This is a genomic window from Streptomyces sp. NPDC047042, assembly GCF_040644035.1.
Lineage (GTDB): Bacteria > Actinomycetota > Actinomycetes > Streptomycetales > Streptomycetaceae > Streptomyces.
In genome coordinates this window covers 91,888-115,099 of the sequence record NZ_JBEYVP010000014.1, presented here as the reverse complement: position 1 = coordinate 115,099, position 23,212 = coordinate 91,888, and the positions used below count along the sequence as shown (strand labels likewise).

The window sequence follows — 23,212 nt, the reverse complement described above, 5'->3', positions numbered from 1 at the left end:
CCGAGCAAGCGGTACTCGCCAGCGCCCGGGCAGTCGCCATCGCCCGGGCACTCGTCGGGACCCGGTGCACGGCACGAACAAATCGCCCAGCACCTGGCCCCCGGCGAGGTGGAGCAGGTCCTGGGCGACAACGACGTGATCTTCGTCGAGCCCGACGGTGGCCCCGCCGGCTCTACGCCGACTGGTACGGCACTCCCGTCGTGATCTCCGCGGGCTGCGACCTGTGCATCTTCGGCGACCGGCGACCGAACCCTGCAGGAGCGCCCTCAACCGCGATCAACCAACGTCAACCGATGTCTAGAATTGATGTCACCGAACCGTTCGAGGCCTCTGACCTGGGGAGCACGAAGCCGCGCATGAAGATCTCCGTTTCCTCGGACATGGACGAACCCGTGGCGCGCGCCCTCGTCGGGCAACTGCGCGACCGCGGACACGATGTGGTGACGTACGGGGCGCTGAGCCCCGGCGCCGATCCCCAGTGGGCCGCATGTTCGGAGGCTGCGGCCCGCGAGGTCGCCGCCGGGACCGCCGACCAGGCCGTGGTGTGCTGCTGGACCGGTACGGGCGCGTCGATCGCCGCGAACAAGGTGCCCGGCGTACGCGCCGCCCTGTGCACAGACGCCTACACGGCGGACGGCGCGCGCCGCTGGAACGACGCCAACGTGCTCGCGCTCAGCCTGCGACTGACCTCCGAACCGCTCCTCAAGGAGATCCTCGACGCCTGGTTCGCCGCCGAGGCGAGCGAGGACCCGGAGGACCGGGGGAACGTGGCCCGCGTCGAACGGCTGGACAACGGCAGAAGCGCCGGGTGAGGCACATGTACGACGTGTCGCGGCCGCCGTAGGCCGAGAACCTCGCCCCGACCCGGCCGCCGCCGACAGATTCCCTCCGCTGGTAGTTTCTCACCATGCGCGAAACGGAGCTGCACCTCGGCCGGCCGCCCCATGTGGCGAACGCCGGTGTCGGTGTGCACGGTGTCGCGAGCCGTACCGACGTCTTCCGGCTGCCCGAGCTGTGGCAGTTGCACCTCTACCAGTACGAGGCCGAGCTCGTCGTCGACGGCACACCGCACGTCGTCCGCCCCGGCCGCGTCAGCCTCGTACCGCCCGGCACCACGGTCCGCTTCCGCTACCAGGGCCACTCCGAGCACCTTTACGCGCACCTGCGCATCCCCGCCGTCGGCCCGTCCCGCACGGTGCCCGTCGTCCAGGACGCAGGACCCGAACTCCCCACTCTCACCAACCTGTTGCTCGCCGCGATCGCCGCCGTACCGCGCACCCCCGAGCGCACCGGAGCCGAGATCTGGACGGCGCTGTGGCGCATCGCCCACCTCACCCCGGACACCGAACGCCCCGGCCCCGGCCCGCATCCGGCGGTCACCGCCGCCATCGCGTACATCGAGGGACGCCTGGCCGGCCCGCTCACCGTGCCCGCCGTCGCCCACGCGGCGGGCGTCTCGCACAACCACCTGACCAGGCTCTTCAAGGCCGCGACCGATGACACGGTGGTCGGCTACATCCGCCGCCGCAGACTCGACCGCGCCCACCACCTGCTGCGCGCCTCGACCCTCTCCATCCCCGCCGTGGCCGCCTCCGTAGGCATCCCCGACCTGCAGGCCTTCAACAAGGCATGCCGCCGCGAACTCGGCGCGTCACCACGGGCCCTACGGGGCGAGTCAGCCACCACCGCGCTGTGAAGTGGTCGAAATTCACTGCTTGAAATTCACTGCTTGACGGCCTTGAGAACCACGAACTTCGCATCGCTCGCGACGAGCCGGCTGTTGCCGAACAGCTTTCGCAGCTTTACGTGGTAGCCGAGATGCCGGTTGCCGATCACCCACAGCTCACCCCCGGGCCGCAGCGCTCTGCGCGCGCCGGTGAACATCCGCCAGGCCGTGGCGTCCGTCGTCGCCTGATGGGTGTGGAACGGCGGATTGTTGAGGACGAGGTCGACACTCCCGTCCGGGATCCCCGCCAGCCCGTCCCCGACCCGGAACTCGGCACGCTCCTCGGGCAGTTCGTTGGTCCGGTACGTCTCCTCCGCCGAGGCCACCGCCTGGAACGACTCGTCGACGAACAGCAGCTCGGCCTCCGGCGCGGCCAGCGCCACCGCCGTACCGACCACACCGTTTCCGCAGCCCAGGTCAACTACCCGGGCGCCGCCCGCCGGTTCGGGCAGATGCTGGAGGAAGAAACGGGTCCCGATGTCGAGACGCTCGGCGCAGAAGACACCCGCGTGGTTGACGACGGTGTGCCCGGAGGCCGGGCCGATGCCGTCGGGCAGCGCGTACCGGTGAGGCCACGGACTGGCACTCGCGGACGGATTCGGACCGACGGCGACGGTGGAGTGGATGAGCCGTGCCTTCCGCTCCGCGAGGGAGGTCCGGGTCGGGCCGACGATCCGCTCGAACAGCTTCAGCGTCGAGGTGTGGATCTCCTTCACCATGCCGGTGCCCACGACAACCGTGCCCTCGTGCAGCGCGGGCGCCAGCCGCAGCAACTGGTCCTCGAGAAGCGCCAGGCTCTTCGGCACCCGCAGCAGCAGCACGTCGACCGACTCGGGCGGAGCGTCCCGGGTGGTGAGCAGCCGTACGGAATCCTCGTCCACACCGGCCCGCCGCAGGTTCGCCCGGGTCGCCTCCTGGGCCAGGAAGGAATCGGTGATCTGTGTCGGCCGGTGCGCGGCGAGCGCCGTGGTCAGCGCGCCCCAGCGGTCACCGACGATCACGACCGTGCCCGACAGATCGGTCCCGGCCTGCGCGAGATGCCCGAGCAGGTACTCGTCGGAGGCGTCCCACGCCCGCAGCCGCTCACGCGGGTCGGCGGGGAAACGGGTCAGCGTCAGCTCGGACCAGGGAGTCGTCATACGGTCGTTCATCGTGGCCCCACCCTACCGAGCCGCAGCTCACATCCCGTCGGGCAGGATGGGAACCATGGACGCCGAGCTGTTCCCCAGGGACCGTACGGAGATCGCGCCGGGCGCGGTGCATGTGCCGGACTGGCTGGACGCGGGGCGTCAGCGCGAGCTGCTGGACGCCTGCCGCGACTGGGCACGCCCACCCGCCGGCCTGCGCACGGTCCGGACGCCCGGCGGCGGCACCATGACCGCCCGCCAGGTGTGTCTCGGCTGGCACTGGTACCCGTACGCCTACGCCCGCACGGTCGCCGACGGCGACGGCGCGCCCGTGAAGCCGTTCCCGGACTGGCTCGGCGAACTGGGCAGGGAGGCGACCAGGACGGCCGGGTACGAGGGTGACGTCGACTACGACATCGCGCTGATCAACTTCTACGACGCCGACGCCCGTATGGGCATGCACCGCGACAGCGACGAGAAGTCGGACGCGCCCGTGGTGTCCCTGAGCCTCGGCGACACATGTCTCTTCCGCTTCGGGAACACCGAGACGCGGACCCGGCCGTACACGGACGTCGAGCTGCGCAGCGGCGACCTGTTCGTGTTCGGGGGCCCGTCCCGGCTCGCATACCACGGAGTGCCCCGGGTGTACGAGGACACGGCGCCGCCCGAACTGGGGCTGACCGGCCGGTTGAATGTGACCCTTCGGGTCAGCGGGTTCTGAGCCGAGGGCGCGGTCACCGTTCGTACGGATCATGGGAGACTCGCCCTCATGAGCGGCAAGGCTGAGGGGACGACCTCGACGACCTCAAGGACGCGGTTGGACCGGGGGCGCGGTGCGCTCGGGCCCGCCCTCGAGCTCGTGCACACCGGCCGGGCGCCCACCCGGGCCGTGCTCACCGCCGAGCTGGGGGTCACCCGGGCGACGGCCGGCGCGGTGGCCGCCGAACTGGAGGCGCTGGGGCTGATCACCGTGGACGCCCGGCCCGGCGCGGCCTCCGGATCACAGGGGCGCCCCTCGCACCGGCTCGAGGTCGCCGAGGACGGACCGGTCGTCCTCGCCGCCCAGGTGCACGCCGACGGGTTCCGGGCCGCGCTGGTCGGGCTTGGCGGACGGATCGTCGCCACCGCGCCCGGCTGCGAGGCCGTCGACGCCGACCCGGCGAAGGTGCTCGGCTCGGTCGTCGACGCCGGTACCGAACTGCTGCGCGACACCGGACGCCGATGCGTGGGCGCCGGTCTCGCCGTACCGTCCGCTGTCGCCGAGCCCGAGGGCCTGGCCCTGAACCCCCTGCACCTCGCCTGGCCGGCGGGCTCGCCGGTACGGGAGATCTTCGCCGAGCGTGTACGAGCGGCGGGCATCGCGGGACCCGCCTTCGCGGGCAACGACGTCAACCTCGCCGCGCTCGCCGAACACCGGCACGGCGCCGGACGCGGCGCCCGCGACCTGCTGTGCGTGGCCACCGGGCACCGGGGTGTCGGCGGCGCGCTGGTCCTCGACGGGCGCCTGCACACCGGCAGTTCGGGTCTTGCGCTCGAGGTCGGCCACCTCACCGTCAACCCCGAGGGGCGCCCCTGCCACTGCGGCAGCCGGGGCTGTCTGGACGTCGAGGCCGATCCGCTCGCCTTCCTCACGGCGGCGGGCCGCGACCCCGGCCCCGAGGTGTCCCTCCTCCAGCAGGCCAACGACCTGATCCGCGCCCGGCAACCGGACCCGGCGGTCCGCACGGCTGTCGAGACCCTGATCGACCGCCTGGGCCTGGGCCTGGCGGGCCTGGTGAACATCCTCAACCCGGATCGCATCATCCTCGGCGGCCTGCACCGCACCCTCCTCGACGCCGACCCGGACCGGCTGCGCGCGGTGGTCGCCGAGCGCAGCCTGTGGGGCCGCAGCAGCGGTGGCGTCCCCATCCTGGCCTGCACCCTGGACCACAACAGCCTTGTCGGAGCAGCCGAGTTGGCATGGCAGCCGGTGCTCGACGACCCCCTCGGCGCGCTCACGTAGTCAGCCACCCCGGGGGAGCAGCCGGAAAGCTCCCGCGTACTCCCGGGGAGGTACGCGCACTGCCCCCGGCCGTACGACGACCCGGACCCCCACCCCGCGCGAACCTCGAGTCATCACCGAAAAACCCGATCCGGGAGATGACTCGACATGCAGACCCTCGCGAACTGGAACGGCGGCCCCGGGCCGTGGATCCTCTTCTTCCCGCTGATCTGGGCGGCCGTCGTGCTCGGCGTCGTCACCGTCCTGCGCCGCACGGTATGGCGCGGACGCCGTGGCCCGTGGAGTGCCATGGACGGCCGCCACGACGCCCAGGACCGCCGGCTCTCCGGCGACTCGCCGCTCGCCGTACTGGGCCGGCGCTTCGCCTCCGGCGAGATCGACGAGGACGAGTACTGGCGGCGCCTCTCCGTCCTGGACGAGCAGTTCGGTGCCACGGGCGGCCGCCCGGGCAAGGGCGGTGCGCTGTGACCACCGCCACCGCCACCGCCACCACCGCCACCACGACCCGTACGGCGGCACACGTCGTCGACGCCGTGAAGGTGTACGGCGGTGGAGACACCGCCGTACGCGCCCTCGACGGGGTGAGCGTCGGCTTCCCGGCCGGCCGGTTCACCGCGATCATGGGGCCCTCCGGTTCCGGCAAGTCCACCCTGATGCACTGCGCGGCGGGCCTGGACACCCTCACCTCCGGAACCGCGTTCATCGGCGACACCGACCTGGGCGCGCTCGACGACCGGCGCCTGACCCTCCTGCGCCGCGACCGGATCGGCTTCGTCTTCCAGGCGTTCAACCTGGTACCGACACTGACCGTCCGGGAGAACATCACCCTGCCGACCGACCTGGCGGGCGAGGACGGCGACCCGGCGTGGGTCGACGCGCTCATCGACGTGGTCGGACTGCGCGACCGGCTCCACCACCGGCCCGCCGAACTCTCCGGCGGCCAGCAGCAACGTGTCGCCGTGGCACGGGCGTTCGCCGGCCGGCCCGATGTCGTCTTCGCCGACGAGCCGACCGGCAGCCTCGACTCGCGCTCCGGCCAGGAGGTCCTCGGCCTGCTCGGGCGCGCGGTGCGACAGATGGACCGCACGGTCGTCATGGTCACCCACGATCCGGTCGCCGCCGCCCACGCCGACCAGGTCCTCTTCCTGGCCGACGGCCGACTGGTGGACCGCATGGAGTCCCCGACCGCCGACCGGGTCCTGGACCGGCTGAAAGCCTTCGAGGTGCCGTCATGAACAGTTCTCCACGTGCCCTCCGCCCCACTCTCCGCATCGGCCTGTCCTCACTGCGCGCCCACAAACGCCGCTTCGCCGGTACGTTCCTGGCGGTGTTCCTCGGCGTGGCCTTCCTGGCCGGGACCCTCGTCATGGGCGACACCCTGCGGGCCGGCTTCGACACCATGTTCGGCGAGGCGACCAGCGGCACCGACGCCGTCGTGCGCAGCGCCGACGCCATCACCACCCCCGGCGAGAGCCAGGGCGTACGCCGGCCGGTCCCGACGGAACTGGTCAACGCCCTCGAGCGGGTCCCCGGGGTCGCCGCCGCCGCGCCCGACATCCAGGGCGCGGGCCAGCTCATCGGCGCGGACGGCGAACCCATCGGCGGAAAGGGCCCGCCCACCGTCGCCGGCAACTGGATCACCGACCCCAAGCTGAACCCGTACCGACTCGCCGAAGGACGAGCCCCGGTGAAGTCCGGCGAGGTCGTCGTAAACCGGGGGACAGCCGAGAAGGGCGGCCTGAGCATCGGCGACACGACGATCCTGCGTACGCCCGACCCGGTCAGGGTCACGATCGTCGGCCTCGCGACCTTCGCCGGTGAGGACGGCATGGCCCAGGTGACGTTCACCGGGATGACCCGGGCCGACGCCGAAAAGTACCTGACCGCGAGGCCCGGCGAGGCAGCGACCATCCTGGTGCGGGCGGGCCCGGGGATCGGTCAGCAGCAGCTGGTCGACCGGCTGACTTCCGTACTGCCCAAGGGAGCTGAGGCCATCACCGGCCGGCAGTCGGCCGAGGAGAACACGGAGATGATCTCCAGCCGGTTCCTGACCGTCTTCACCCTCTTCCTTCTCGTATTCTCGGGCGTGGCGATCCTGGTCGCGACCTTCTCCATCCACAACACCTTCGCGATCGTCATCGCCCAACGCACCCGCGAGAACGCCCTGTTGCGGGCCCTCGGCGCCTCCCGCCGACAGATCGGCGCGGCCACCCTCATGGAGGCGAGCGCGGTAGGCGTGACGGCGTCGATCGCGGGCCTCGCCGGTGGCATCGGCGTCGCCGCGGGCCTCCAGGCGCTGTTCCCGGCCATCGGATTCCCTTTCCCCGGGGGCGACTTGATGATCAGCCTGCTGTCCATGCTGCTGCCCCTCGCAGTCGGCACCGTGGTCTGTCTGGGCTCCGCCCTGCTGCCCGCCGTACGCGCCGGACGCACCGCGCCCCTGGCCGCGCTCCGCGAGACGGCGGTCGACCAGTCGGGCGCCTCACCGGTCCGGGCGGTCATCGGCGCGGGTCTCGGCGCCCTCGCGCTCGCGCTGACCCTGACCGGCGTCCTGCTCTCACCGTCCCTGTGGCTGGCGGGACTTGGCGCCGTCCTGGCCCTCGCGGCCTTCGTGGTGCTGGGCCCGGTCGCGTCCACCACGGCCGTACGTGTGCTCGGCGGCCCCCTCGACAGGTTGCGCGGAGTCACCGGACGGCTCGCCCGGCGCAACGCCCTGCGCAGCCCAAAGCGGACCGCCGCGACCGCGAGCGCCCTGATGATCGGCGTGGCCGTCGTCTCGCTGTTCACGGTGTTCGGCGCCTCGCTGAAGGCCACCATGGACCAGACCGTGTCGCGGTCCTTCGCGGGTGAAGTGGCTGTGAGCACCCCGTCGTTCGGCGCCGGCGGCAGCGGACTCAGCCCCCGCCTCGCGCCCGCCGTCGCCCAGCGCCCCGAGGTGGCGGACGCCGTGGGACTCGGCCGGGGTGTCGCCGAAGTCGACGGCAGGGGAAGGGCGTTGACCGTCACCGACCCCGCCGCCCTCGCCCGGCTCTTCGACCTCGGCCACATCCGCGGCTCACTCGACAACCTCGGCACCGACGGAATCGCCGTCACCGAGGCGGAGGCGGACCGGCAGGGTCTGAAACCCGGCGACACCACCCGACTCACCTTCACCGACGGTGAGAAGGACAACTTCACCGTCCGCGCGGTCTACGGCCGCTCGGAACTCGCCGGTGACTACGTCATCACCCGCACGGCCTGGGCGCCGCACCGCATCCAGGACTCCGACACGTTGATCGCCGTCTCCTTCAAGGACGGCGTCGGCACCGACGCGGGCAAGGCCGCCGTGGAACAGGTCGCCGCACGGTACGGCGACCCCGAGGTGCAGACCCGTGACGAGTTCGCCCAGTCGTCGGCCGGAGGCATCGACATGATGCTCACCCTCGTCTACGCCCTGCTCGCCCTCGCGGTGCTCATCGCCCTGCTCGGCATCGCCAACACGCTCACCCTCGCCATCCACGAACGCACCCGCGAACTCGGCCTGTTGAGGGCCGTCGGCCAGACCCGGGCCCAACTGCGCGCCATGGTCCGCTGGGAGTCGGTCCTCGTCGCCGCCTTCGGCACGATGGGCGGGCTGGCCCTCGGCGGCTTCCTCGGCTGGGTGCTGGTGAAGGCCTCGGACGGCACGAGCGACAGTGACTTCGCCTTCGCGCTGCCGCCCACCCAGCTCGTGATCGTCGCCCTGGTGGGCATCGCGGCCGGCGCCCTCGCGGGCCTGCGCCCGGCCCGGCGGGCGGCCCGCCTGGACGTACTGCGGGCCGTCGCCACCGAATGACGTACGACCGCGGCCACGGAGGGAGGAGGGAGGAGGGAGGCGGGACTCCGCTGGTCACCGCCCGGTCAGCCGGCAACGGCCGACCGGGCGGGAGCGTGTTCCGGCCTGCGCCGGTGAACCCCCGGCGTATGTCCCTTGTCGTACGGCGGCTCGTCGAACCCGGCACCGTCGCACAACTGCTCCTCGAACGGCTGACGTACGGGCGCGGCGGCCGTGGGCCTGGTCTCCGGGGCCGTCACCGCCGGCGTGACCGTCGGCAGCGTGAACCACACGACCTTGCCCGACTCGCCGTCCGGCCGCACTCCCCAGCTCTCGCTTACCGCGGCGACCATCGCCAGACCCCGTCCGCAGGTCGCGGTGGGATCCGCGTCCCGCAGTTCGGGGATGCGAGGGTCGTGGTCGTGCACCGAGACCGTGAGCCGGTCGAGCAGCACCTCGATCTCCACGGTGCACAGCTTGTCGGGCTGGGCATGCCGGTGGACGTTGGTCAGCAGTTCGGTCACACCGAGCGAGGCCCGGTCTATCAAGGGATCCAGATGCCAGTAGCGCAATTGTGCAGAGACGATTCTGCGGACCTGGCCGATCCGCGACGGCAGGGCTTGGAGCTCCACCGTGCAGTGCCTGCTTGGGTGACTGATCACGGCTTGCGACTCCCCGAATTGAGGTCCGGAAGAAGACACGAGATCGGATCCAGCAGAGTGCCTGCGTGCAATGGCCGCCTGCTGTCGGTGGCCGGCGGGCTGGTTCGCAGCGTTATCGCCGGTAAACCCAGAGTGATGTGTGACAAGCGTGGCTCAGGGGGCGGAAACCCGCAACTCGCGGCCCGGTCGGCCGGGCACGCCCGGTGTCCGCGCGAGGTGCGGCCTCGCGGTCCCCGCCCTGTTCAGTGCCCGCGCCCCGCCGCCCTGCGTACGGCCTCGATGAACCTGCGCGCCGTCGGCGGCCCGGGCTGGCCCGGCGCCGGGTCGTGTTCCCCCAGAGTCAGCTGGTAGCGCGTGCCGTTGAGGTCCGCCAGCGCCCGGTCGTCGTTCGCGAACCAGGGCTTCGACGCGCGCACCGCCTGCACGGGAGCGCTGTCGATCTCGCTGCCGTAACTGGTGAGCAGCTCCAGCCTGCCGCCGCTGATCCGGACCTGCCCGGCCCGGGTGAGGGAGCGCAGCCTCTTCCCGATCCGTACGCCCGTGGCCGTGAACTCCGGCTCCGCCATGATGCTCCGCCCCCTAGTCGGCCCCCGCCGGGATACATGGTGATCCCGCGTCAGTACGTGATCCAGTGTGCGCCCCCGTGCCGTGCAGTCTGCCTGCCCCCGGCGTGGAGCACCAGTGCGTACGGCGCTCTCGGGCAACCGGCGGAAGCACTCACCGGGATGCGCCCCGGTGGCTCGAGGCCCCCGCGAGCCCCGTCCCCACCCCCTCGCCCCAGGCCTGCCTTTGGGGCACCCAAAGGTGTGTTTATGCAGGTGAGAGGCGTGTGAAAGGTGTCTATGATCGATGTGTCCGGCTGCCCGAGGAGCCGTCGGCGAGCGCACCACAAGGAGCCTGACGTGAGCATCCCCGACCCCACCGGGACCGCCGAAACCGTCGACACGCTCGACGTCGACCGCAGCGATGCCGACTACCGCGCCTGGCTCAAAGAGGCCGTCCGCAAGGTCCAGGCCGACGCCAACCGCTCGGCCGACACCCACCTGCTGCGCTTCCCGCTGCCCGACAAATGGGGAATCGACCTGTATCTGAAGGACGAGTCGACCCACCCCACCGGCAGCCTCAAGCACCGCCTCGCCCGCTCGCTCTTCCTCTACGGACTGTGCAATGGCTGGATCCGTCCCGGGCGCCCGGTGATCGAGGCGTCCAGCGGCTCCACCGCCGTCTCGGAGGCGTACTTCGCGAAACTGATCGGCGTGCCCTTCATCGCGGTGATGCCCCGCACGACCAGCGCGGAGAAGTGCCGCCTCATCGAGTTCCACGGCGCCCAGTGCCACTTCGTGGACGACCCCCGCAAGATGTACGAGGCCTCGGCAGCCCTCGCGGCGGAGACGGGCGGCCACTACATGGACCAGTTCACCTACGCGGAACGGGCCACGGACTGGCGCGGAAACAACAACATCGCCGAATCCATCTTCCGCCAATTGGAACTGGAACGTTTCCCGGAACCCGCGTGGATCGTCGCCACGGCCGGCACCGGCGGCACCTCGGCGACCCTGGCCCGCTACGTCCACTACACGCAGCGCGACACCCGCATCTGTGTCGCCGACCCGGAGAACTCCTGTTTCTTCGAGGGCTGGACCACCGGCGATCCGGACGTCACCTGCGACTGCGGCTCCCGCATCGAGGGCATCGGCCGCCCCAGGATGGAACCCAGCTTCGTCCCCGGCGCGGTGGACCGCATGATGAAGGTCCCGGACGCGGCCAGCATCGCCGCGGTGAGAGCCCTGGAACGGGCCATCGGCCGCAAGGCGGGCGCCTCCACGGGCACGGGCCTGTGGAGCGCCCTCAAGATCGTCGCCGAGATGGTCGCGAGCGACCAACAGGGCAGCGTGGTAACCCTCCTGTGCGACCCGGGCGACCGCTACTTGGACAAGTACTACTCGGACACCTGGCTGTCCGACCAGGGGCTGGACATCGCCCCATACCTGAGCGCCATCAGAGGCTTTCTGGAATCGGGCATGTGGACCAACTCCCCCTAGGGGCGCGGGGAACTGCGCGACAAGCCACAACGCACCCGCACCCGCCAACCCACCTACCGAGGCAACCCCTTAGGCCCCTCAACCACTGACCTCCCCGGCGACAACAAGCCGCCGCAAATGCTCCGACACCTCACCCCGAGCCTCCGCCACCAACCCCGAGTCCGTCACCAACGTATCCACCTGCTCCAACGCCGCGAACGAACTGAGCCCCACCGTCCCCCACTTGGTGTGGTCGGCAACCACGACAACGCGCCGAGCGGACTGCACAAGCCGCCGATTCGTCTCCGCCTCCGCCAGGTTCGGCGTCGAAAGCCCCGCCTCGACCGATATCCCATGCACCCCGAGGAACAGCAGATCGAAGTGGAGCGAGGCGATCGCCTGATCGGCCACCGGCCCCACCAGCGAGTCGGACGGCGTCCGCACCCCACCGGTCAGCACCACCGTCGCCGCCCCCTGCCGCTGCCCCGACACGCGCTGTGCGGTGTGGAAGACATCGGCCACGCGCACCGAGTTGGTCACGACGGTCAGATCCGGCACGTCAAGGAGCTGGTGCGCCAGCGCGTACGTCGTCGTGCCGCCCGACAGTGCGATCGCCGAGCCCGCCGAGACCAGCTCCGCCGCGGCCCGAGCGATGTCCTCCTTGGCCGTCAGCTCCAGGCCGGACTTGGCCTCGAACCCCGGCTCGTGCGTGCTCGCCTCGACCACCGGAACCGCGCCGCCGTGGACCTTCTCCAGGACGCCCTGGCGGGCCAGCGCGTCGAGGTCCCGGCGGACCGTCATGTCCGACACGCCGAGCTTGCGGGTCAGCTCGTTGACGCGCACGCCCCCGCGACGCCGTACCTCGTCGAGGATCAGGGCGCGGCGCTGCTCCGCGAGGAGGTTCTGGTTGTCATTCACGACCGCTCCACGTCCTTCCGGGGTTCCTCCGGGCCTGCCGGTCCACTCGCCCCCACCAACTCCGACACGTCCCGCACACCCGCTGCGAACCTGCTGCGAACCCGCTCCGACAAGGACTTTCCTCCTGCTACCGGCCCGGCGGACGTCCCATACTCGCATGGGCCACCACTCGTCGCGCCACTGCCCGTGACGACGCGAACATGTCACCCTGGCAACACGGGCTTCCCGCTCGTCACACGGATCGGGGAGATTCCGTGACGAGAGGTGTACGAAGCCCCCCGGGCGGAGATCCTCCAGTCCCGCCCGGCATCGTCCACCACAGGACACGGGCCGTCGGCGCGGCACGGGGGAAGCACCAGCAACGGGGGAAGTGCGCACAGTGGAACCTGCACAGGAACGATTCTCGAAGACCGGGGCGACCGGCGTGGCCGAGCCGCCCGAAGGAACCGAGGCGACCAACGGCATCGCCCTGGAATTACTCGTCCACGGGGTGGGCGGCGCCACACCCGACAAGATGCTCAACGATCCGCGGACCGTCCGCATCAGCGGCGACGACACGGCGGCCGTCTTCCGCCGCGCGGACGACGCCGACGCGGAGGACCGGCCCGCCGACCCGAGCGGCGCACCGGTGCGCGAGGCGTACGTCTGGTGCAACCTCACCTCCGGCAACGGCACCCGAGCCCTGTGGCTGTTGCTGCTGCCGTTCATGGTGGTCAACCTCGCCCACTGGATGCGCCCCACCGCCCGCAACCGCCCGCGCACGGTCCGTCTCTACGGCCTCCTGGTGCGTCTCGCCGGGCTGACCCTGACCGTCCTGCTGGTCGCCGCCGCCTGCGAGGTCGCCCTCGACCTCACGGCCTGGCAGTGCGCGGGCACGCGCGCGTGTGCCCAGGCACACTCATGGCTCGGTTTCCTCTCGCCGGCCGAGTCGGGCGGCGGCTGGTGGAGCCTGCCGGGCCGCCGCCTCGCCCTGGCCGCCGTGGTGCCCGCCGCCCTCACCGGCCTGCTGTGGTTCCTCTCCCGCCGCACCTGGCGGGCCTACGAGTCCCAGCGACCTCCGGCCCACGCCCCCGAGCCCGCCGACGAGAACATCCGTACCGCGCTGGGGCGGCCCGGGTTCTGGTACGGACGGCGACTGGTCGCCCGGCTGCGCGCCGCGCACACCGCGGCCGGCCTGCTGACGGTCGCCGCCGCCCTGGGCTCCGCCGCCGCCCGGCACGACCGCGAACCCGGCGGATCGGCGACCCTGGCGACCCTCGCCGGGCTCCTGTACGTGGCGCTGGCCGCCGGTGCCGTCGCCGTGGTGTGGGTGGTGTGCCGCCGGGGACGCAGCGAGAGACGCCTGGACCAGGCGCTGGACGCCCGCCTCGTCCGTCTCCTGCCGGGCGGCGCGCTCGCCCTGCTGCTCCTGACGGCCGTGTACGCCTGCTGGTCCCGACCCGGATGGGAATCGGCGGGGCGGCTTCCGGGCGACACGACCTTTGGCATCCTCGCCCTCCTCCAGGGACTCATCGTCGTCGTCCTGGCCGTCGTCGCCCACCTGCTGTACCGCGCCCACCCCGACCCGCGCGCCGCCATGCGCGGCCTGGCCGGGCCCGCCGTGGCGACGCTCGCCTGCGCGCTGGGCGGTGTGATGTCCGGCGGTGTGTCCCAGCGCGTCGCCGACTGGCTGGACGGCACCGGCGGCACCATCGAGGGCCCGCCCGTCCTGCTGACCTGGCAGGCGTCCGTCATCCCGGCCGTCATCCTGGTCGTCCTCGGCCTGATCGGCTGGCTGGCCCGGCGCACCCTGCACCTGCGCCGCGCCGAGCTGGCCGCCGTGGAGCAGGACTACACGGACGCTTCCGGCGCGCCCATGGACGCCGCGCGCACCCGCCGGATCGCGAGCATGCGCGCGATGGCCGCCCTCACCGACCGGGCACCACGCATCCTCGGCATCACCTCCGCCGCGACACTCCTCCTGGGCGCCACCGCGCTCGCCGGAGCGCAGCTCACCGACGACACACCGGGAGAGGCCTCACAGTCCTCCTACGGGCTCGTCCAGGGCGCCGCCGAGACCGCCCAGGCCCTCGGCTCCTGGCTGATCGGATTCGGCTTCCTGCTGTTCGTCACCTGGGGGCGGCGCGCCTACAAGGACCAGGCCGCGCGCCGCACCATCGGCATCCTGTGGGACGTCGGAACCTTCTGGCCGCGTGCCTCCCACCCCTTCGCGCCGCCCTGCTACGCCGAGCGTGCCGTGCCCGACCTGACCTGGCGGATGGCCACCTGGACCGAGGCCACCGGCGGCCGTCTGGTCATCTCCGGCCACTCCCAGGGCAGCGTCCTCGCGGCAGCCGCCGCCTGGCAGCTGGAGCCGTCCGTGCGGGCGCGCGTCGCGCTGCTGACCTACGGCTCACCGCTGGAGCGCCTGTACGGGCGCTGGTTCCCCGCCCACTTCGGGCCCGCCGCGCTCACCTCGCTGCACCACGACGTGGCCTGCTGGCGCAATCTGTACCGGCTCACCGACCCCATCGGCGGCCCCGTCCACCTGCCGGGCGACTGCGGCCCCGAGGTGGACCGCGCGCCGCTCAAGGACCCGCTCGCCCACGGCCGCGACAAGGAGCATCCGCTGCCCTCGCCGATCCTCGGCCACTCCGACTACCAGGCCGACCCGGCCTTCGCCGAGGAACGCGAGGAGCTGCTGGCCCGGCTGCGGCCCCGCGAGGCGGTCCCCGGGCCGCGGCCCGGGGACGGGGCTCAGGGCAGCTCGGGCAGGTCCTCCGGGTAGAGGAGGGTCAGGTCGTCCGTGCTCGGCTCGGCGTGCTGGGCGACCCGGCCCGCGTGCCGCTCGACCATCGCCTCGAACGTCTGCCGCGCCGTACGGCCGTTGCCGAACGTCGCCCCCTTGGGGATCTCCTCGAAATACTTCAGCAGGGCCTCGGAGGAGCCGGGGCCGAGCCGGTACTCGTGCTCCTCCGCCTGCTGCTCCACGATCCGCAGCAGTTCCTCGGCGCCGTAGTCACCGAAGGTGATGGTCCGCGAGAAACGGGAGGCGACCCCGGGGTTGACCGACAGGAAGCGCTCCATCTCGGCCGTGTAGCCCGCGACGATCACCACCACGGCCTCCCGGTGGTCCTCCATCAGCTTCACCAGCGTGTCGATGGCCTCCTTGCCGAAGTCACGGCCGGAGTCCTCAGGGGACAGCGCGTACGCCTCGTCGATGAACAGCACACCGCCGCGCGCCCGGTCGAAGGCCTCCTGGGTGCGGATCGCCGTGGAACCGATGTGCTCGCCGACCAGGTCCACCCGGGACACCTCGACGAGATGGCCCTTCTCCAGGACGCCCAGCGCGGCCAGGATCTCGCCGTAGAGCCGGGCGACCGTCGTCTTGCCGGTACCGGGGGAGCCCGTGAACACCAGATGGCGTCGGGCCGAGGCCGCCTTGAGGCCCGCCTGCTGCCGGCGCCGGCCGACCTCGATCATGTCGGTCAGGGCCCGCACCTCGCGCTTGACGCTCTCCAGGCCCACCAGCGTGTCGAGTTCACCGAGGACGTCCTTCGAGGACCGCGCGGCCACCTCCGGGTCCGGGGCGGCCGCCGCCGGCTCCGGCTCGGTGGCGCGCTGGCCCGGAATCGAACCCAGCAGCCCCGGGGACTGGACCGCCATCGTCTGTACGGCCGTGTCCGGCAGCGGGGGCGTCCGCAGCGCGGCGCTCTCGTCGCTGGTGCAGTCCTCGACGACCGGACCCCCGCCCGAAGTCGTGCCCGAGCCGCCGTCGGCGAACTCGTAGCCGCCGCGAGCGCACCGCTCCGTACGGCACTTCGTCAGCGTCGCACGGCAGCCGTCTATGACATGGAAGCCGTACCCCTCACTGCCCGTCACCCGGCAGTGCAGGAAGCTGCCCCGGCCGCCCGCGGACACATAGAAGCCCGCCTCGGTGGGGGAGTCGACCGTGCAGCGCTCGATGGTGGGATCGGCGCCCTTCGTGACGATCACGCCCGTCTGGGTGCCGACCACCGTGCAGCCGTTGAGCGTGCCGCCGCTGCCGTGGTCACGGAACCAGGCTCCCGTCGCCGCGTCCCGGATCCTGCAGTCGTCGAGCTGCGCCGTCGCGCCGTCACTGACCGACACGGCCGTGTTGCGCACCTGCGAGAGGTCGCTGTCGATGACGTCCGCGCGAGAGCCCCGGTCGAGCACGAACAGCGCGTCCGGCACATCGTGCACCCGGCAGGACTCGAGCACCGCCGTGGCCCCGTCGCTGATCCACACCGCCGGGTAGTCGCCGGTGCTGTCGAAGATCTCGCACTGGTTGGCGTCCACCCGCGTGCCCGGGTCCCACACCGACAGCCCGTTGCGCCCGAACTGACGCACCGTCGTACGGGTCAGCGTGAGCACCGAGCGGGACCGCAGATCGACCGCGTTCTCCGGGATGTCGTGGATACGGCAGTCGGCGAGCGTCAGCACGGCGTCAGTGTCGAGCGTCACGCCGTCCGCGGACGTCCGGTGCACATCGCAGTCGGTGAGGAAGGCGGTGGCCCGGCCGGTGATCTGGACGCCGCTGCCCTTGACCTCGTAGACCTCGCAACCGACCGCTTCCAGCGCCGAGTTCTCGCCCGAGACCGACAGACCGACGCCCGAGGCGTGGTGCACCCGGCAGCGCTCCAGACGCGGATGACCGCCGTCTCGCACGGCCACCCCCGCCTGTCCGGCCGCGACGACCTCGCACTCCTCGAACACCCCGCCCGCGTCGTCCAGTACGGCGATGCCGGCGCCCGCCGGGTTGTCGACCGTGCAGCGCCGCACCGTCGGGCGCGCGCCGCCGCGCACCTCGATGCCGGCGGCGGACCGGGTGACGATCCGCATATCGAGCAGTTCCGGTGTGCCCTCCTCGACGAGCACGGCGGCCGAGGTGGAGTCCTGGCCCTCGACATGCAGATCCTGGACCACCGCGGAGGCGCGCACCGTCAGCGGCACACCGTCGACGGGCGCGATGCGCACCGAGCCGGGGGAGCCCTCCGGGCCGCGCAGCGTCACCGCCCGTTCGACGACGAGGTTCTCCCGGTAGGTCCCGGGGGCGACGGTGAGGACGTCGCCGTCCGCCGCGGCCTCCAGGGCGGCGGCGAGCGATACGTACTCACCCGTGCGGCGCCGCCACCTCGATGTGCCGGTGTGCGTCACCTGGACCGTGCCCTGTGCCATGGCGCTGCTGTGCCCCCACCTCGTGGAACGCGGTAAGTCGCGGAAGGTGCCGAACGATGTCGGCCGGTCCACCGTAGCGTGCGCGGGCACGGTGGGTTGACCAGAGCGGGAACGCGGTCAACTGCCGGTCCCGGTCCGGCCCCAGTCGGGTCCGGCCCGCTCCCAGGCCCGGTCCAGGCGGGCGTACCGGCGACGGACCATGCGCCAGACGATCAGGCGCCGGCCGCCCTCGACGAATCCGGCCGACAGGACGGCCGCACCGAATCCGGCCAGGACGGCGTGTGTCGTCGCGGTGGCGGTGTCCAGCGGGCGGGCGGCTATTCGCCCGTGTTCGTCCGTCCACAGGGTGAAGTGGTCGCCGGGATGCGGGGATTTGAGGCTCGCCATGACCTTGCCGTGCTGCGAGGTGCCGTCCGGCCCCGTCCAGTCGGCCTCCACGCGGCTTCTGGCCTCCCGGGCGGCCGCCGACTCGGGGTCGGGCTCCAGAGGGGAGCGGGGGAGCTTCTTGACCACCGTGGCCGTCACGACGTGGCGGGCCGCCCGCTGGTCCCGTACGGCCTGTTGCAGCGCGTCCTGGGCGACACCGCCGATCAGGAGGCCGATCAGGGGCGCGGCGACGAGGATCAGCAACAGGGCCACGAGCGCCACCCAGGCCTCCGCCAGGTCGGTCGCGCGGCGCAGCGGATTGTGCCGCCAGCGCCAGAGTCCGCCGATCACCCGCACAGCCGCACCCCCTTCCCGCACCCGCCGGCCGTCTCATGCACTTCTCACAGACCCAACGGCCGACCCAGGTGCCGGTGTTCCCGCTCACGGGACCAATCCCCCTAGCCGAGGATCCTCAGCGGATCGCCCACGCTGATCGTGCCGGGAGTCTCGGGCACCAGGTTCTGGCCGAAGATCAACTGGTTGTCGATGCGGCGATGGCGCCCGAGCGTGCGCAGCGGTTCCCGGCCGCGTTCGGAGGTCTCCTGGTCGGTGGTGGTCACCACGCACCGCCCGCACATCTTGGCCACGCGGAAGGAGACCTCGCCGATGGCGATCCGGGACCAGTCGTCCTCGGCCCAGGCGGCCGTCCCCGAGATCACCACGTTGGGCCGGAAGCGGTTCATCGGCAGCGGGCCCTCCTGAGCGCGATCCCCTTGCGCGATCAGCGAGTTGAGGGCGTCGAGCGACCCGAGCGTGGTGAGCAGCAGCGGGAAGCCGTCGGCGAAACTCACGGTCTCGCCGGGCGACGCGAACTCGGGGTCGATCGCGCGACGCGTGCCCGGATCGTCCATGTGCAGAAGGCGGACGTCCTCACCGAGATATCCGCCGCACCAGTCGTGTGCTTCGTCGCCCGCGAGCACCGCCTGCACCTTGGTGCCGAAGATGTCCACCGTCGTCGTGCCCGTCACCTCCGGGACGGGCACGGCCAGGGGCGCGCGACCGGGCGCGGACAGCCGGATCGCGCCGTCGGGCAGCAGTTCGGCGGCGGCCTGCGCCAGGCGCGGGTGCTGGCGCTGTGTGACGACCTTTCCCCCGGCGTCAATCAGAACCCAGCGTCGGTCTCCGGCCAGCCCCCAGGGCTCCACCACGGCCTGCCGGGGCGCCTGGCCCCGGAACGCCTTGACCGGATGGATGTGAATCGAGTGCAGTTCCGCATTCCCCATACCGCCATCGTGCCAGCAGGCACGGACATTCCGGGGTGGTATCAGTACCCGCGGTACTGCTGCTGCTGGTTGTTGTACGGATCCTGGTACTGCGGCTGCGCGGGCCGGGGGGCCGCAGGACGCATCGCCTCGTAACCGGTGGCCATGGGCGCCGGGCGCTGCTGCTGCATCGGCTGGCCGCCGGGGTAACCACGCGGCGGTACCTGCTGCGGAATGTAGGCGGCGGGCGCCTGCTGCAGCGGCGAGGGCTGCTGCGCCTGCGGGTAGCCGTAGGAGGGAGCCTGCTGGGAGGGCCCGGCCGGCAGTGCGGGGAGCGCCGACGGCAGCGCGGGCAGGTTGCTGCTGCCCGTGTCGTACGCGGCGGGGACCCGGATCGGGGCGATCTGAGGAGTGCCCCGCTCGGCGACGAGCGAGTCGTAGATCGGAGTGTCCGGGAAGGCGGAGTAGTAGCCGCCGCCGTAGGTGGAGCGGGGGGAGGTCATGGCACATAAGTTAAGCCCACGATGAGCTGGTTGGGGAGACCGATAAGAGGGTTGTTTTCCGTGTCGGCGGTGACTTGGGACCCCCAATGCGAGCGAACTTGCCAAAAAGGGGCACCCCGGCATGCTGAGATCAGGTAAAGGCCAGGTTCCAGGCGGGTTACCGACGGGTCGCCCCGCGTTCTTCCCGCGTCCGGCAAGGGAGTTCAACAGGAGGCCGCGGGCCCGGGAGAATAGGTTGTCTCGCGAGGCCGGCAGAGATGGGGGCAGCCATGTCAATGTCCAAGGGATCCAACACTCCGGTACCGACAACCGCACTCCGGGTCGAACTGGGCTGGCGTTCCGGTCCGGGCGTGCCCGACGCGGACGCCTCCGCGCTGCTGCTGGTCGCCGGAAAGGTGCGTTCCGACAGCGACTTCGTCTTCTACAACCAGCCCGTGCACTCCTCCGGCGCGGTCCGGCACGAGGGCAAACGGGACGCGGGAGGCCGGGTGACGGACACCCTTCTCGTCGACCTCGCGCGCGTGGAGCCGACGGTCGAGACCGTGGTCCTCGCGGCCTCCGCCGACGGAGGAACGTTCGGCCAGGTCCCCGACCTGTACATCGAGGTCCGTGACGCGGCGCAGGGCACGGTCGTCGCCCGCTTCGACAACGCGGGCGCCAGTGTCGAAACCGCTTTCGTGCTCGGCGAGTTCTACCGCCGTCAGGGCGCGTGGAAGTTCCGCGCGGTCGGACAGGGCTACAGCAGCGGGCTGGAGGGCCTGGCCACGGACTTCGGCATCACCGTGGACGAGCCCCAGCACGCGCCCGCCCCGCAGACCGCCGTCCCCGCAACCGCCCCGGCCACACCCGCACCCCCGGCGCCCCTGTCCCCGGCGCCCGCACGGCCCGTGACCGCGCCCCCGCCCGCACCTCCGGCGACGCCGGTACGGCTGACCAAGGTGACGCTCACCAAGGAGGCCCCGTCCGTCTCGCTCACCAAGCAGGGCGGCACCTCGGGCGCCCTGCGCGTCAACCTCAACTGGCAGGTGCACAAGCAGTTCTCGGGGTGGGGCAGCAAACTCGGCCGCGCCGTCGCCCAGCACTCCGACCTCGACCTCGACCTGTGCGCCCTGTTCGAGCTCTCCGACGGCAGCAAGGGCGTCGTACAGTCCCTGGGCAACGCCTTCGGGGCGCTGCACCAGCCGCCGTACATCCATCTCGACGGCGACGACCGCACCGGGGCCGTGTCGAGCGGCGAGAACCTCACCGTCAACCTGGACCGCAAGCAGGCCTTCCGGCGCATCCTGGTCTTCGTGACCATCTACGCGGGGGCGCGTTCCTTCGCCGATCTGCACGCCACGGTCACCCTGACCCCGGCGAACGGCGCGCCGGTCGACTTCTCGCTCGACGAGTGCACGGTGCCCTCCACGGTGTGCGCGCTCGCCCTCATCACCAACAACGGGGGCGATCTCATCGTCCAGCGCGAGGCCCGCTATCTCGTCCCGGAGCGCGGGGTGAGCCCGCAGCGGACCGTCGACCACGCCTACGGTTGGGGCATGAACTGGACCCCCGGCCGCAAATGACGCGGCGGATCAGCTCTCCTCCGCGGCGGGTTCGGGACGGGTGTACGTCCGTCCCTTCCAGGCGGCGCCCCGCCCCCGGTAGTGCTGCACCGCCGAGTCGACCGTCATGAGGAGATACAGGAACGCGGTGAAGGGCAGCAGCAGCGCGAGCCACAGCCGCTGCCCGTAGTAACGCAGCATCGGGGCGTACGTCCCCGCCATCACCAGCCACGCGAGGCCGCCGCACACCGCGGCCGGGGGCGTCCCGGTGGCGAGGCCGGTGAGCAGGGCGAACGGCGGGACCAGGTAGACCAGGGCGAGGCCGAGCACCGTGCCGAGCAGCAGCAGCGGACTGTGGCGCAACTGCGCGTACGCGCTGCGCGAGACCATCCGCCACAGGTCGTGCAGCCGGGGGTAGGGCCGCACGCTGTCCACGCGCTCGGCGAGCCCCAGCCAGATATGGCCACCGCCGCCCTTGACGGCCCGCGCGAGGGCCACGTCGTCGATGACGGCGTGCCGGATGGCGTCCGGGATCCGGGCCCGCTCGGCCGCCTCCGTCCGCAGCAGCACGCATCCACCCGCGGCGGCCGCCGTCCGCGTGCCCCTCTTCCCGATCCGGCGGAAGGGATAGAGCTGCGCGAAGAAGTACACGAAGGCCGGCACGACGAGCCGCTCCCAGACGCTCTCCACCCGCAGCCGGGCCATCAGCGACACGGCGTCGTAACCGCCGCCCCGAGCCGCCGCCACCAGCGTCCGCAGGCTGTCCGGCGTGTGGGCGATGTCCGCGTCCGTCAGCAGCAGGAACTCGGGTCCACGCGCGCGTGCCAGCCCGATGCCGTGGCGTACGGCCCACAGCTTGCCCGTCCAGCCCGCCGGCGGTTCACCGGGCGAGTCCACGGTCAGCGGGAGCCCGCCCTGGTGTCGCCCGAGCTCCCGGGCCAGCTCCCCGGTGCCGTCCGAACTGCCGTCGTCGACCAGGAAGACCTCCGCCCGTCCCGGATAGTCCTGGGCGAGCAGCGACGGCAGGCTCGCGGGCAGTACGGCCGCCTCGTCGCGCGCGGGCACGACGACACAGACGGACGGCCAGGACTCCGGCTCCCCGTCGTAGGACGGCAGTCTGACGTCCGTACGCCAGAAGAAGCCCTGGCACAGCAGCAGCCACAGCCAGGCGGCGAGTGATCCGACGGCGATCCACACAACGGCGTTCACCCGCCGCAGTCTGCCCCACCCCCGAGGCCCGTAGGGGGACCCCGTTTATAGTGACCGGGTGAAGATCGCGCTGATGGACTCCGGAATCGGACTTCTGCCGGCGGCCGCGGCGGTACGGCGGCTGCGGCCGGACGCGGATCTCGTGCTCTCCCTGGACCCCGCGGGCATGCCGTGGGGTCCGCGCACCCCGCAGGACCTCACTGAGCGCGCCCTGGCCGTCGCCGAGGCCGCCGCCGCGCAGCGGCCCGACGCCCTCATTGTCGGCTGCAACACCGCGACCGTGCACGCCCTGACCGCCCTGCGCGCCCGCCTCGAGCCGGCGCTGCCGGTCATCGGGACGGTCCCGGCGATCAAACCGGCCGCCGCGGGCGGCGGGCCCCTCGCCATCTGGGCGACCCCCGCGACCACCGGCAGCCCCTATCAGCAGGGCCTCATCCGGAACTTCGCCGAGGGCGTCGCGGTCACCGAGGTGCCCTGCTGGGGACTGGCCGAAGCCGTCGAACACGCGGACGAGAAGGCGATCGCCGACGCCATCGCGGCCGCGGCCGCCCTCACCCCCGACGAGGTGACGACCGTCGTCCTGGGCTGCACCCATTACGAACTCGTCGCCGAGCGCATCCGCGCGGCCGTCCAGCGGCCCGACCGCCCGCCGCTCGTCCTGCACGGCTCGGCCGGCGCGGTGGCCGCCCAGACGCTCCGCAGGCTCGGCGCGCAGGCAATGCCCGAGGCGTCACCGGACGGCACCCTCACCGCACTGCTGAACGGCACCGTGAGCCCGCTGCCCACGCCCGCGCTCGCCTACGAGGAGGGCCGACTGCTGCAGACGGTCACCCCCGTCCGCTGACCGGAGCAGTCACCCTCCGCAACCCGCTGCCCGCGCAGCGGAAGCTGAGTACTCTCAAAC

20 protein-coding genes are annotated in these 23,212 nt (G+C 72.0%); 11 read left to right on the top strand and 9 right to left on the bottom strand.

The genetic code is table 11. The features are described from left to right. Window positions 1-356: 356 nt before the first annotated feature. Both ABZ855_RS18145 and ABZ855_RS18140 read left to right on the top strand, forming a co-directional pair. Window positions 357-812: an RpiB/LacA/LacB family sugar-phosphate isomerase gene (locus ABZ855_RS18145; protein WP_360807867.1), complete on the top strand. Its 456-nt coding sequence runs from the start codon at window positions 357-359 to the stop codon at window positions 810-812. 95 nt (window positions 813-907) lie between these two features. Further along, window positions 908-1,696 carry an AraC family transcriptional regulator gene (locus ABZ855_RS18140; RefSeq protein WP_360807865.1) on the top strand — a complete coding sequence of 263 codons (789 nt, stop codon included), beginning with the start codon at window positions 908-910 and terminating at the stop codon, window positions 1,694-1,696. Between the two features lie 26 nt (window positions 1,697-1,722). On the opposite strand, the gene ABZ855_RS18135 is transcribed toward ABZ855_RS18140, so the two are convergent. After that, a complete protein-coding gene (locus ABZ855_RS18135) occupies window positions 1,723-2,877 on the bottom strand; it encodes a methyltransferase (protein WP_360807863.1) in 1,155 nt (384 codons plus the stop codon). Window positions 2,878-2,932: 55 nt separating this feature from the next. Between ABZ855_RS18135 and ABZ855_RS18130 the strand changes: the two genes are divergently transcribed. The 5 genes from ABZ855_RS18130 (at window position 2,933) to ABZ855_RS18110 (ending at window position 8,669) form a co-directional block, all read left to right on the top strand. Further along, the gene (locus ABZ855_RS18130) at window positions 2,933-3,574 is read left to right on the top strand and encodes an alpha-ketoglutarate-dependent dioxygenase AlkB (RefSeq protein ID WP_360807861.1); all 642 of its coding nucleotides are present in this window, start codon (window positions 2,933-2,935) and stop codon (window positions 3,572-3,574) included. 48 nt (window positions 3,575-3,622) lie between these two features. Next, a complete protein-coding gene (locus tag ABZ855_RS18125) occupies window positions 3,623-4,855 on the top strand; it encodes an ROK family protein (RefSeq protein WP_360807859.1) in 1,233 nt (410 codons plus the stop codon). A 147-nt stretch (window positions 4,856-5,002) separates the two neighbouring features. Beyond that, window positions 5,003-5,323: an SHOCT domain-containing protein gene (locus tag ABZ855_RS18120; protein ID WP_360807857.1), complete on the top strand. Its 321-nt coding sequence runs from the start codon at window positions 5,003-5,005 to the stop codon at window positions 5,321-5,323. Continuing rightward, window positions 5,320-6,090: an ABC transporter ATP-binding protein gene (locus tag ABZ855_RS18115; protein WP_360807856.1), complete on the top strand. Its 771-nt coding sequence runs from the start codon at window positions 5,320-5,322 to the stop codon at window positions 6,088-6,090. The genes ABZ855_RS18120 and ABZ855_RS18115 overlap by 4 nt, the downstream gene beginning before the upstream one ends. Continuing rightward, a complete protein-coding gene (locus tag ABZ855_RS18110; RefSeq protein WP_360807854.1) occupies window positions 6,087-8,669 on the top strand; it encodes an FtsX-like permease family protein in 2,583 nt (860 codons plus the stop codon). The genes ABZ855_RS18115 and ABZ855_RS18110 overlap by 4 nt, the downstream gene beginning before the upstream one ends. 65 nt (window positions 8,670-8,734) lie before the next feature. On the opposite strand, the gene ABZ855_RS18105 is transcribed toward ABZ855_RS18110, so the two are convergent. Together ABZ855_RS18105 and ABZ855_RS18100 are read right to left on the bottom strand one after the other, a co-directional pair. Next, window positions 8,735-9,310 carry an ATP-binding protein gene (locus ABZ855_RS18105; protein WP_360807852.1) on the bottom strand — a complete coding sequence of 192 codons (576 nt, stop codon included), beginning with the start codon at window positions 9,308-9,310 and terminating at the stop codon, window positions 8,735-8,737. A 242-nt stretch (window positions 9,311-9,552) separates the two neighbouring features. Beyond that, a complete protein-coding gene (locus ABZ855_RS18100) occupies window positions 9,553-9,876 on the bottom strand; it encodes a hypothetical protein (RefSeq protein WP_319202895.1) in 324 nt (107 codons plus the stop codon). A gap of 342 nt (window positions 9,877-10,218) precedes the next feature. Between ABZ855_RS18100 and ABZ855_RS18095 the strand changes: the two genes are divergently transcribed. After that, entirely contained in the window at window positions 10,219-11,352 is a 1,134-nt protein-coding gene (locus tag ABZ855_RS18095; RefSeq protein ID WP_360808065.1) for a PLP-dependent cysteine synthase family protein, read from the top strand. Window positions 11,353-11,430: 78 nt separating this feature from the next. Here the strand turns inward: ABZ855_RS18095 and ABZ855_RS18090 are convergent, their stop codons facing one another. After that, on the bottom strand, window positions 11,431-12,249 hold the full coding sequence (locus ABZ855_RS18090) for a DeoR/GlpR family DNA-binding transcription regulator (RefSeq protein ID WP_360807850.1): 819 nt from the start codon (window positions 12,247-12,249) through the stop codon (window positions 11,431-11,433). Window positions 12,250-12,763: 514 nt separating this feature from the next. Here ABZ855_RS18090 and ABZ855_RS18085 point away from each other — a divergent pair. Further along, window positions 12,764-15,016, top strand: coding sequence for a hypothetical protein (locus ABZ855_RS18085; protein ID WP_360808063.1), 2,253 nt, complete (start codon window positions 12,764-12,766; stop codon window positions 15,014-15,016). On the opposite strand, the gene ABZ855_RS18080 is transcribed toward ABZ855_RS18085, so the two are convergent. The 4 genes from ABZ855_RS18080 to ABZ855_RS18065 form a co-directional block, all read right to left on the bottom strand. After that, window positions 14,986-17,427: a right-handed parallel beta-helix repeat-containing protein gene (locus ABZ855_RS18080; RefSeq protein ID WP_360807848.1), complete on the bottom strand. Its 2,442-nt coding sequence runs from the start codon at window positions 17,425-17,427 to the stop codon at window positions 14,986-14,988. The two genes, ABZ855_RS18085 and ABZ855_RS18080, sit on opposite strands and share 31 nt — an antisense overlap. Before the next feature lie 117 nt (window positions 17,428-17,544). Then, window positions 17,545-18,150 (bottom strand): hypothetical protein, encoded by a 606-nt coding sequence (locus ABZ855_RS18075; RefSeq protein WP_360807846.1) that lies wholly within the window; start codon window positions 18,148-18,150, stop codon window positions 17,545-17,547. 101 nt (window positions 18,151-18,251) lie between these two features. Next, a complete protein-coding gene (locus ABZ855_RS18070) occupies window positions 18,252-19,076 on the bottom strand; it encodes an MOSC N-terminal beta barrel domain-containing protein (RefSeq protein ID WP_360807844.1) in 825 nt (274 codons plus the stop codon). A 41-nt stretch (window positions 19,077-19,117) separates the two neighbouring features. After that, on the bottom strand, window positions 19,118-19,558 hold the full coding sequence (locus ABZ855_RS18065) for a DUF6643 family protein (protein ID WP_319202885.1): 441 nt from the start codon (window positions 19,556-19,558) through the stop codon (window positions 19,118-19,120). Window positions 19,559-19,833: 275 nt separating this feature from the next. Between ABZ855_RS18065 and ABZ855_RS18060 the strand changes: the two genes are divergently transcribed. Continuing rightward, window positions 19,834-21,120 (top strand): TerD family protein, encoded by a 1,287-nt coding sequence (locus ABZ855_RS18060; RefSeq protein WP_360808061.1) that lies wholly within the window; start codon window positions 19,834-19,836, stop codon window positions 21,118-21,120. 9 nt (window positions 21,121-21,129) lie between these two features. Here ABZ855_RS18060 and ABZ855_RS18055 read toward each other — a convergent pair whose 3' ends face one another. Beyond that, the gene (locus tag ABZ855_RS18055) at window positions 21,130-22,308 is read right to left on the bottom strand and encodes a glycosyltransferase (protein ID WP_360807841.1); all 1,179 of its coding nucleotides are present in this window, start codon (window positions 22,306-22,308) and stop codon (window positions 21,130-21,132) included. A 58-nt stretch (window positions 22,309-22,366) separates the two neighbouring features. On the opposite strand from ABZ855_RS18055, the gene ABZ855_RS18050 reads away from it, so the two are divergent. After that, entirely contained in the window at window positions 22,367-23,152 is a 786-nt protein-coding gene (locus ABZ855_RS18050; protein ID WP_360807839.1) for an aspartate/glutamate racemase family protein, read from the top strand. The last annotated feature ends 60 nt before the right edge of the window (window positions 23,153-23,212 follow it).

What these genes read in the sequence shown, in the direction of transcription:
- ABZ855_RS18130 (WP_360807861.1), top strand. Translation starts at nt 2,933, where the DNA reads ATGGACGCCGAGCTGTTCCCCAGGGACCGTACGGAGATCGCGCCGGGC.
- ABZ855_RS18120 (WP_360807857.1), top strand. Translation starts at nt 5,003, where the DNA reads ATGCAGACCCTCGCGAACTGGAACGGCGGCCCCGGGCCGTGGATCCTC.
- ABZ855_RS18070 (WP_360807844.1), bottom strand. Translation starts at nt 19,076, where the DNA reads ATGGGGAATGCGGAACTGCACTCGATTCACATCCATCCGGTCAAGGCG.
- ABZ855_RS18080 (WP_360807848.1), bottom strand. Translation starts at nt 17,427, where the DNA reads ATGGCACAGGGCACGGTCCAGGTGACGCACACCGGCACATCGAGGTGG.
- ABZ855_RS18065 (WP_319202885.1), bottom strand. Translation starts at nt 19,558, where the DNA reads ATGACCTCCCCCCGCTCCACCTACGGCGGCGGCTACTACTCCGCCTTC.
- ABZ855_RS18085 (WP_360808063.1), top strand. Translation starts at nt 12,764, where the DNA reads ATGCTCAACGATCCGCGGACCGTCCGCATCAGCGGCGACGACACGGCG.
- ABZ855_RS18145 (WP_360807867.1), top strand. Translation starts at nt 357, where the DNA reads ATGAAGATCTCCGTTTCCTCGGACATGGACGAACCCGTGGCGCGCGCC.
- ABZ855_RS18135 (WP_360807863.1), bottom strand. Translation starts at nt 2,877, where the DNA reads ATGAACGACCGTATGACGACTCCCTGGTCCGAGCTGACGCTGACCCGT.
- ABZ855_RS18110 (WP_360807854.1), top strand. Translation starts at nt 6,087, where the DNA reads ATGAACAGTTCTCCACGTGCCCTCCGCCCCACTCTCCGCATCGGCCTG.
- ABZ855_RS18100 (WP_319202895.1), bottom strand. Translation starts at nt 9,876, where the DNA reads ATGGCGGAGCCGGAGTTCACGGCCACGGGCGTACGGATCGGGAAGAGG.
- ABZ855_RS18125 (WP_360807859.1), top strand. Translation starts at nt 3,623, where the DNA reads ATGAGCGGCAAGGCTGAGGGGACGACCTCGACGACCTCAAGGACGCGG.
- ABZ855_RS18060 (WP_360808061.1), top strand. Translation starts at nt 19,834, where the DNA reads ATGTCCAAGGGATCCAACACTCCGGTACCGACAACCGCACTCCGGGTC.
- ABZ855_RS18140 (WP_360807865.1), top strand. Translation starts at nt 908, where the DNA reads ATGCGCGAAACGGAGCTGCACCTCGGCCGGCCGCCCCATGTGGCGAAC.